This is a genomic window from Mariniflexile fucanivorans, assembly GCF_004341235.1.
Lineage (GTDB): Bacteria > Bacteroidota > Bacteroidia > Flavobacteriales > Flavobacteriaceae > Mariniflexile > Mariniflexile fucanivorans.
The window spans coordinates 1-9,841 of the sequence record NZ_SLUP01000017.1; the positions used below are offsets into that span (position 1 = coordinate 1).

The 9,841-nt window shown below is 35.4% G+C and carries 5 protein-coding genes; all 5 read left to right on the forward strand.

Features of this window, described 5'->3' with window-relative positions:
* Positions 1 to 491: 491 nt before the first annotated feature.
* The 5 genes from EV196_RS19635 to EV196_RS19655 are packed head-to-tail and all read left to right on the forward strand — an operon-like array spanning position 492 to position 9,731.
* A complete protein-coding gene (locus EV196_RS19635; protein ID WP_132219490.1) occupies positions 492 to 944 on the forward strand; it encodes a T9SS type A sorting domain-containing protein in 453 nt (150 codons plus the stop codon).
* Between the two features lie 5 nt (positions 945 to 949).
* On the forward strand, positions 950 to 7,603 hold the full coding sequence (locus tag EV196_RS19640; protein ID WP_132219491.1) for an RHS repeat-associated core domain-containing protein: 6,654 nt from the start codon (positions 950 to 952) through the stop codon (positions 7,601 to 7,603).
* Entirely contained in the window at positions 7,600 to 8,169 is a 570-nt protein-coding gene (locus tag EV196_RS19645; protein ID WP_132219492.1) for a hypothetical protein, read from the forward strand. Before EV196_RS19640 ends, EV196_RS19645 begins: the two co-directional genes overlap by 4 nt.
* Positions 8,170 to 8,778, forward strand: coding sequence for a hypothetical protein (locus EV196_RS19650; protein ID WP_132219493.1), 609 nt, complete (start codon positions 8,170 to 8,172; stop codon positions 8,776 to 8,778).
* A gap of 20 nt (positions 8,779 to 8,798) precedes the next feature.
* A complete protein-coding gene (locus EV196_RS19655; protein WP_132219494.1) occupies positions 8,799 to 9,731 on the forward strand; it encodes a hypothetical protein in 933 nt (310 codons plus the stop codon).
* The last annotated feature ends 110 nt before the right edge of the window (positions 9,732 to 9,841 follow it).

The following is a 9,841-nucleotide window of genomic DNA, read 5'->3' on the forward strand; positions in this document are numbered from 1 at the left end:
TTGATTTGTTTTTTTCATGCAATGGGTCAAAATTTAAAACCAATCCAAAAAGGTTTTTCACCGTTTGGATTTTTTAAATTCCATTTGCTACGAAAGAATATGGACATTCGCTTTTAAAATTGCAGGTACTTATAGATAATTGCATTATAAACTATGTGAAGGATGGGGATCTTCGAGGTTTAGAAAAGACAAAAAAAAGAGCTAGACGGCGCATGATTATGTCTTCTCATATCCTAATAATTGAAACTTGGCGTTTTTCTGTATAAATATTCATTTTGTTAAAATAAATTACAAACTTAGATTCAGATAATATCCAAATGAAACATGAAAATTGTAATATTTACTGTAGTTTTTGAAATACGTAAACATTTGATTATTAAAATATTAATAATCTTTTATATAGAATTAAATATTTGATTAAATATTTTCAAACAATCGTTGTGTGTAATAATTTATTTACTACATTAGTTAAATTTATTTACACTAAAAATATGAAACAGTTTATACTATGCGTACTATTTGGGGCCTCTACATTGGTCCAGGCCCAGGACAAAATTAAATTTGAATATGACCTGGCGGGTAATCAAATACAGCGCGAGTTATGTATCAATTGTACCAGTGCCAAGAGCTCAAAAAAAAGCAATAAGGAAATTGCTTCGATAGAGGAACCTGAACTACAAAAATTTTCCGATGAGGATACTTTCAGTTATTACCCGAACCCCGTAAAAGAGGAACTCTATTTACAATGGAACAGTACGGATGAGAGCAGGGTCGTTGCTGTCCATGTCTTCGACCTGAGTGGGCGCCTATTGAAAACTGTCCCTAATTTAAAAAGCCAGAACCACCAAAACATTGCTTTTGAAAGTTATCCAAGCGGCATTTATGAGGTTGTACTGGTGTATGAGAACCAAAATAAAAAAACGATCAAAATTATTAAAAAATAATCCCCATGAAACAATTTTACTATTGCCTCTTACTATTTGGCATTTCATCTTATTTGAATGCTCAGGACATGGGAGGGATCCCTGTCGAGGGCCTAGTCCCTATTAAAAAAATAGAGAACAACAAAAAAACAGCTCCTGAGACCAATAGTGCCGCCAGGATGCTTTCTCCGGGGGCTATAACGCCCACGGGAAGCTCTACAGAAGTAGGCATAACCGAAGGTCAATTATCTGTTTCATTAACGGGGGCGGCTTCCTATACCATTCCCATTATGGCACCACCAGGAATAAACGGTGTCATGCCTGAGGCTGGTTTAGCCTATAACAGCCAGGGAAGCAATGGTATGGCCGGGTATGGCTGGAACATTGCAGGGGTATCATCTATAACGAGAATGTCCTCAACCGCCTTTCACGATAGCAATATAGATCCTGTGGATTTTGATAACTTAGACCGTTTTGCTTTAGACGGACAGCGCTTAGTGTTAAAAACGGGATCGATATATGGTGCTAACGGGGCTATTTACGAAACGGAAAATTTCTCAACGATAAAAGTAACCTCCTACGGGACCCATCCTTCAGGGTCTACTTATGGACCTTCCTATTTTTTGGTTGAATATCCTGATGGGTCTAAAGCTTATTACGGCTATACTTCCGATTCCCGCAGTATCATTGAATACTCCATCTCGTATTGGGAAAACCCACAAGGGGTAAGGATCGGTTACAGTTATAATAATACGAATAACAGCTTAAGTATTGCATCCATAAATTACGGAGCTGTCGGTGCCGCAAGCCCAATCAACAAAATCCAGTTTAATTATGGCACTTCTGCCAAACCAGAGCAAATATATATTGGCGGACAGAGTATTATACAAGATAAAATTTTAAACTCTATTGTTGTTACATCCAATGCCGTTGGGTTTAGGAGCTATTGGTTAAGCTACAATCCCAATTCTCTGGGGTATCAACGTTTGGCCAGTATCACTGAAAAATCGGGCGATGGGACTAAAAGTTTTAATCCTACTGTTTTTACTTATGAAGATACCCAAGAGTCCATATCCTATGCGGATTTTACAACCGGTTTGAGTATAGGGAACATCAATTCCTCAAATGCGGAGACTGTTTCGGGGGACTTTGACGGTAACGAGAACATGGAGTTCTTAATTTATCCAACCACCGGAACGGACAGCAAGAAGAAGTACTGGCTGTTTTCTGATATTGGTACAGGTACTAACACAAATTTTGGTTATGAACATAACGTGGGCGAATTTGAAACTATTTTTCCTGTATCATGGTTAACATGGAACAATAAATTATGGGACAAACAAGGATGGTCAGTTGCAAAAAAAACAAACACCAACTATACTTTCACTATCTTTAGTGCAGGTACGGTATCTCCGATTTATTATCAATACGAACGGGTGGTTAATTTTCCAACCCAAGCAACAACAGAAAAAGTGAACTGTAAAACTGTTGCGGTCAATAAAATTTTTCCAAAAAAAATACTTTCGGGTGATTTTAATGGCGATGGGCTTTCAGACGTGATTGCTATTGATATGGATCTTGAAAAAGTAATAACTGATATTTTTTGTCGCACCATTACGTCATATATTACTTCGAAAAAAGTCTATTTTGTTGATTTAAAAAGAGATAACGCCACTAATTTCTTAACGTATTCTGGTGAGTTGCTAGCGAATTTGACTTCAAAATCGAGAGTAGAAGTTGCCGACGTGAATGGCGATGGCAAGTCCGATTTTATGGTCTTTGAAAACGGAAAAGTTACTACCTATACATTAAGCAATACTAATCAATTAATAATGCTATGGAACTATCCCGATTCCAATATCTCTATTGAGAATACCAAAACAATCATTATTGGCGATTACAACGGCGACGGCAAAACGGATTTCATCATCCCGAAATCCTATGGTTCTACAGAATGGCACAAATACACGTCCACTGGAACTAATTTTGTAAAAGCCATTCAAACCTACACTGGAGTTTCATTTTTACAAAACAATTCTACAAACACCTATAATTATATAGCCTCTGATTATGACAAAGATGGAAAATCAGATTTAATTTTAACTAGCAGCAACAGAAGTTCAACATTAGGTAATCTAAATGTTAAATGTTATAAAAATAGAAATGGTGCTTTTAGTTCAAGTAGTTATAATCAAGGCAACAGTGGCTATAATGCCTCGATAAATTTAAACCCCCTTCCTGTTTACCTACCTACAGGGAAAGGGATTCAAAGCAAGGACAAGCCCTATAACCCAACCTTGGAGATTGCCTTTCTGAGCGATAATAAAATTTTCTATTTCAATTCCAATAAGGATAATTCCAAGGACCAACTATTACGGGCTATTACTACAGGCAATGGGGTTACTGAGTCCATTACCTATAAACCCTTAAATTCAGATATTGATTATAATGATGATTTTTATGAGCCTATTTATAACAGTTCCTATTCTGAGAGCTATCCCAATACGGATATCAAAACGGCATCCAGTTTAAACGTGGTGTCCATGCTGGAAAAACAAAGCAGTACAGATTATTCCAAACAATTGTACTCTTATTTTGGTGCTGTTTCCAATGTTGAGGGCCTTGGCTTTTTAGGTTTTAAAGCTGCCGCAAGGACCAATTGGTTCAACGACAACAACCCAATCATAACCACTGTATCCAAATACGATTCGGCCCTACGTGGCGCCAATACCGAAAGTTATACGGTTCTGGGATACTATTCTGCCAGCGATTATGTGGCTCCAAGCAATTTTATCACCAAAACAACCGCTACTTATTCTAGTACACTTAGCGCTAATAAGGTTTTTAACCTCAAGTTAAATACCTCTCAGGAGTTTAACGGCCTGAACAATACCAGTACCGAGACCTCGGCAATTGTATATGATGCATACCATAATCCCACCCTAACAACAACGGTCATAAAGGAGGGCGGTAGCATCCAACAAACCACCCTAAGCGAGATAACCTATGCGCCACCTACAAATTCCCCATATGTGGTAGGCAGGCCTACAAATAAGAAGCAGAGTGTCTCTATATCAGGGGACACCATGACCAAAGAGGAACAGTATAGCTATAACACCGGAGGTCTATTGACTCAAATAAAGAAGAAAGGACATAACACCAACTTTATTACAGAAGTCAATCAATATGATGCCTATGGTAACATTACACAAAAGACAATTTCAGCATCTAACGTGCCGCCAAGAGTGACCAAGTTTGAGTATGATACATCATCCCATCGTTTTCTAACTAAAAGCACCGATATTGAAGGCCTTGTAAGCAATTATGGTTACAATGCAAATTATGGACTACTAATTTCAGAGACCAATCCTTATGGCTTAACAACCACTTATACCTACGATGCTTGGTTTAAAAAAATAAGCAAAACTGATTATTTAAGTAAAAATTATCAAACTATTTATGCACGTAATGGAGGCAATACTATCGTGACCAATACGGGAGACGATGACAGTGCCACGGTAACGGAATTTGATGATCTGGGACGAAAAATTAAGACGGGCGTTAAGGACCTCAATGGAAACTATTCCTATGTCTCTTACCTATATGATATCTACAGTAGAAATTATAAGGTGAGCGAACCTTATAGCAGTTCTCCCAGCCAATGGAACGAGACCTATTATGATAACTATGGGCGAACCATCCAGAACAGTGCTTATACAGGTAAAACCACCAACATCACTTATAATGGATTGTCTACAACGGTAAATGATGGTACGTTGTCTAAGACCATTACAAATAACGCCATAGGGAATATGGTAAGTATAACCGATAGCCCTGGAGGCACCATTAACTATACGTATTTTGCCAACGGCAATCTCAAAACCTCCAATTATGATGGCATAGTCACCACCATTGATCAGGACGGCTGGGGCAGAAAAACCAAATTGACAGATCCATCGGCGGGAGAATACAACTATACCTATAATGAAATTGGCCAAGCACAAACTGAAACCACGCCCAATGGCAGCACGATTTATTCACTTAGTTATTATGGTAAAGTATCGAGCAAAAAAATTACAGGCACTAATACCAATAGCCAAACAAGCTATGTGTATGATAATACCACAAAACTGCTAAACTCCAGCACTTATACAGATGTTTTAGCAAATAATGCGATCACTACCACAACTTATTCCTATGATGGTTATAAAAGATTAATGAAGAGTGTTGAGATCACTCCCTACGCAACATTTACAAAAGAATTCACTTATGACGGATTTGGTAGGCTAGATACCGAAAAGTCAATAGCCAGTGCCGTTGGTAAATCGAGTACCAAAACCATAAAGCATACGTATAAAAACGGTTTTGCTTGGCAAATGATAGACATGGCAAACCAGCAAGTGCTGTGGCAAACAAATGCCGTAAACGCGAGAGGGCAGTTAACAAGTGGCAGCTATGGAAATGGCCTGGCCTTAAGTCAAAACTATGATACCTATGGTTATATAGAACGTTCACGGGTATTCAAAACTGGCACAAATACAGATGTCCTTAACCTGTACACCACTTTTGAACCCTTGCGAGGTAACTTAACCTCTAGAACGAACAGTTTGTTCAATTGGACCGAAAACTTCCAGTATGACACCTCGGACCGATTGAGCCATTACACCAATGCACAGGGTATTCAGGTAGAACAAATGTACGAGAACGATGGGCGTATTAAAGAAAACACTTTGGGCACTTATAATTACAGTAATTCTGCTAAAAAATATCAAAACACCTCCATAGACATAAATCCAAGCTCAAAGGCATATTACGAAAATAGGGCTGGGCTATTCAATGAAGGTATGGAGCAAAAAACAGGTTGGATGATTAATGACCCTAATTTGTTTACTTATGATTCAACGGTAGGAAAAACAGGCACCACGTCGTTGAAAATGAACAATACGACATCTGGAGAAATAGTTGCGCATGCAGAAAACTGGATAAAGATTGACAATGCAGTGGCCACGGAATACACCTATTCTACATGGGTAAAAAGTGATGGGAGCAATCCAGCTGCGGAGATTTTCCTGTTTATGAAAACAGAAAATGAAACAGGCTATTTTACAAATGTTGACAGTAAAATAATAGCCACATCTACTAATTGGGTTCAAATTGAAAAAACCTTTTTAGTACCTGCTAATATTAAAAAATTGAACATCCGTTTGGATAACAATGCTACAGGTGTTCTGTGGTTTGATGATGTACGCCTTTACAAAACAAGCGATGCCATTCCGCAGGAAAGACAATTGAATATCACTTATAATACTTGGAAAAGCCCTTATGAGATAACAGAGACTGGTGTAGATAAAATTAGTTTTACCTACAACGACAATAACAGCCGTAGCACTATGTTCTATGGCGGCTTGCAGACCGATAAACTGCAAAGGCAGTACCGTAAGCATTATTCTGCCGATGGCAGCATGGAAATTAAGCACAATACGGTAACAGGCGCAGTAGAGTTTGTTACCTACATAGGTGGCGATGGGTACACTGCACCTGTGGTGTTAAAAAGTGATGGCACTACGCAAGAATATTTATATTTGCATCGTGATTATTTAAACAGTATTGTTGCCATAACCAACCAAGCGGGTAACGTCGTAGAAAAACGTTTGTTCGATGCTTGGGGAGATGTGGTTAAAATTGTTGATGGACAAGGCACTGTTCTATCAAGTTTTGCGGTACTCGATAGAGGCTATACGGGGCATGAGCATTTACAAAGCGTTGGGCTTATAAACATGAACGGGCGTTTGTACGATGCGAAAATGCACCGTTTCCTGCAACCGGACAATTATGTGCAGGACCTGACTAATACCCAGAACTTTAATAGGTATGGGTATGTGTTGAATAATCCTTTGAAGTATACGGACTTTAGTGGGGAGAAATGGAAAATAAAGTTAACTTGGAGTGATGTCTTTGCTGCAGCATCAATTGTAGCAGGTACAGCTTTAGTAATTTTTGGTGGACCAGCGGGTGCCGCTTTAGGGGCTAAATTAATTTATGCTGGAGCCACGCATTTCCTTTTTACAACAGTGTCGGTAATAACTGAAGGGAAGTCTTGGGTAGACGCTTCAAATTATATAGGTTTTCAATCTCCAACAGTAACTATCAATACTGATTGGGGTTATGGTAAGGATAAAAAAAATGGAGCTTATCAAGATATACCTGTTGTTGAGCCTAATTCTGATAGTACTGGAGAAATTAATAAAAACGCCGTTCCTTGTGTACAATGCCATCATCAAACAACTTTTTCAGTAGATGAAAATAATGCATTTAATAGTTTTAACTTTGCAGACAGACAAAGTGGGTATGTTCAATATGGAGGAGAAATGCGTTCGGACTTTATAGGTTCTTCTGTGGGTAAAAATGGTTTTATATATAACTCATATAGCAACCCTTTTGCATTAAGTGACCATAGAACAAAAATTAATTTTTTGAATTACTTATCAGATGTGATGGGCGGTTTAGGTACAGGATATGACTTTGCTTCGTTATTTTATGGTGATGCAGATATTAATATTAGAACTTTTAACTATACAACAAAAGATACTCTATGGATGATAGGAGGGTATAGAGATTATTACATACTTAAAAACGTTAATAAAAAAGGATACATAATTAATAAAGACACAATAAAATGAAAAGAATAGTTTTATTAACTGCGTTAGCTCTTTTATTTTTTTCTTGCAAAAAAGACGAGAAAAAATTACTTTACCTAGATATTTCTTTTCGTACTATCAATCATAATAATATACATGATATTAATGAACTAAAACTTCAAAATAATAAAATTGTAAACGAAACCAATTCAAATATTATAAACGTTTTGAACGAACTTTCAGTAGCGTACTTAATTTATCTTGATAGTATTCAGAGTTTATGCAAAAGCGACCAAACACCATTTTTCTATAAAGGAAATAGATCAGAGGCTACTAAACTTAGCCATGAGTTTAGTAGAAAAACTAATGAGTTTTTGAATAAATTAAATAATAATATAAAAAGTTCTACTCTTAAAAAAAGAACATATAGTTTATTAAATGTAGATGACATTAAAATTGACAAGGCATCATCTATCATGTATGTAGAATGCTATTTTAGAAATGTAAGTTGTGAAACATTAGATTTTTTTATTAACGAACGTAAGAGAAATGTTTTATTAATACAAAAGGAGATATTTGATGAAACTCTTTTAAATAATGTGAAATAAATGTGTAGTAGTATTGGTAATAATTATATGCAAGTCCAAGGATACATCATTTTTTATACAGCCTTATTATTTACATTTATTTCATGTACAAACCAGTCCCATCATAATATAGATTATGATGGGTTAGCATATTCATTAAATGATAATTTAAAAAATGATATTGAATATCTTAAAAATGATATAGTTAAAAAAGAACTTAAAATTGGATTAACTAATAAATCTTATGTTGATTATAAACTAAAAACGACAGAATACATTATGTATCTTGAAAAGTTAGAATTATTATCTTCAAAAGTTGAAATAAATCCTTTTTTTGATAAAGACAAATTGACATCTGAAGGGAAACTATTTATAAAAAAAACCAATGAATATGTAAATTTAATAAATACCGCAAATAATAATACAGAGCTAAGCTACAGAGTAAATGATTTGCTAGGAGTAAATGATGTTATAACCGAGGGTAATATCTATTTTAGATACATCGATTATTATTTTAATGGATTACCTAAAAGTTTTTTTGTTTATGAGATTAATAACCGTATAAGAAATGTTTTATTAATACAAAATGAATTGATACTCATGATTTTATTAGAAGAGTGCAACAAATGATATATACGACAAATATAAATATGATAAAAAAAATTTCACTACTCAGTTTTATTTTTTGCACACTGAGTATTTTTGCACAAAAAGATTTGAAAATTGGTTATGTAGTCTTGGAAACAAAAGACACCATAGTTGGAACACTTAAAAACAAAAACTATTATTCCAAAAGTGCAGTTAAATTATATCAAGAAAATGACATAACAAGATTTTCAAAAAGGGCATTATCAGAAATCCATATCGAAAATGATGCTTATATAAAAAGTGATTTAACCATTTGGTCACAAGGGTTTTTTAAGAAAGTGTTGATAGGTAATGTAAACTTATATACCTACAAAAGAGCAAAACTATTAGGAGGATTTGATAGCGATATAGGTTTTGGCAGACTTGCTCCTGCCATTAGATTTTATTGCTCTGATTATCCAAATTTAACAGACTCGATTAGAGACATTAATAAAGAAAATGTTGCTGATTTTATTCAAACTTATAATGATTGGAAGCTAAAGAACCCAGAGAGTAATTCATTTTTTGAAGATAACATCCATACCAAACCGAAGATAAATTTCAAAATGAGTTTTTTACTTCCGGGTGCTGGCTTTGAGTTTGTTTTAAACGACAAATTTTCAATAAATACCATGCTTAAAAATGAATTTGGATATAGTAGTACTGGTGGTTGGGATATAAACCCTTTTATAGACACCCAATTGAGGTATTATCACAACATGGATAAAAGAAAAGCAGAGAACAAAAGAACTTATAAATATTCAGGAAACTATGTTTGTTTGATGGATGGCTACTTCCCGAAAAACAAATCCAATCTTATTGGGATTGAGTATGGTTGGCAAAGAATGGTAAATAAACATTGGTATTCTAATTTAGGCATTGGTGCCGGAAAATATACAACAGGAAACCAAAGCTTTGCAATTATTTATGATCTTGATTTTGGATATAATTTTTAAGCAATTACTTATATAATTAAACAATAGTTTTACAAATACCCAGTGATAGTAAAATTTCAGCTCAAAAGGAAACGGAATAAAAAGAGCGAGGTACGAGCCTGGTTATGCCG

Coding starts and splice junctions, on each gene's coding strand:
- EV196_RS19635 (WP_132219490.1), top strand. CDS start 492: ATGAAACAGTTTATACTATGCGTACTATTTGGGGCCTCTACATTGGTC.
- EV196_RS19655 (WP_132219494.1), top strand. CDS start 8,799: ATGATAAAAAAAATTTCACTACTCAGTTTTATTTTTTGCACACTGAGT.
- EV196_RS19640 (WP_132219491.1), top strand. CDS start 950: ATGAAACAATTTTACTATTGCCTCTTACTATTTGGCATTTCATCTTAT.
- EV196_RS19650 (WP_132219493.1), top strand. CDS start 8,170: ATGTGTAGTAGTATTGGTAATAATTATATGCAAGTCCAAGGATACATC.
- EV196_RS19645 (WP_132219492.1), top strand. CDS start 7,600: ATGAAAAGAATAGTTTTATTAACTGCGTTAGCTCTTTTATTTTTTTCT.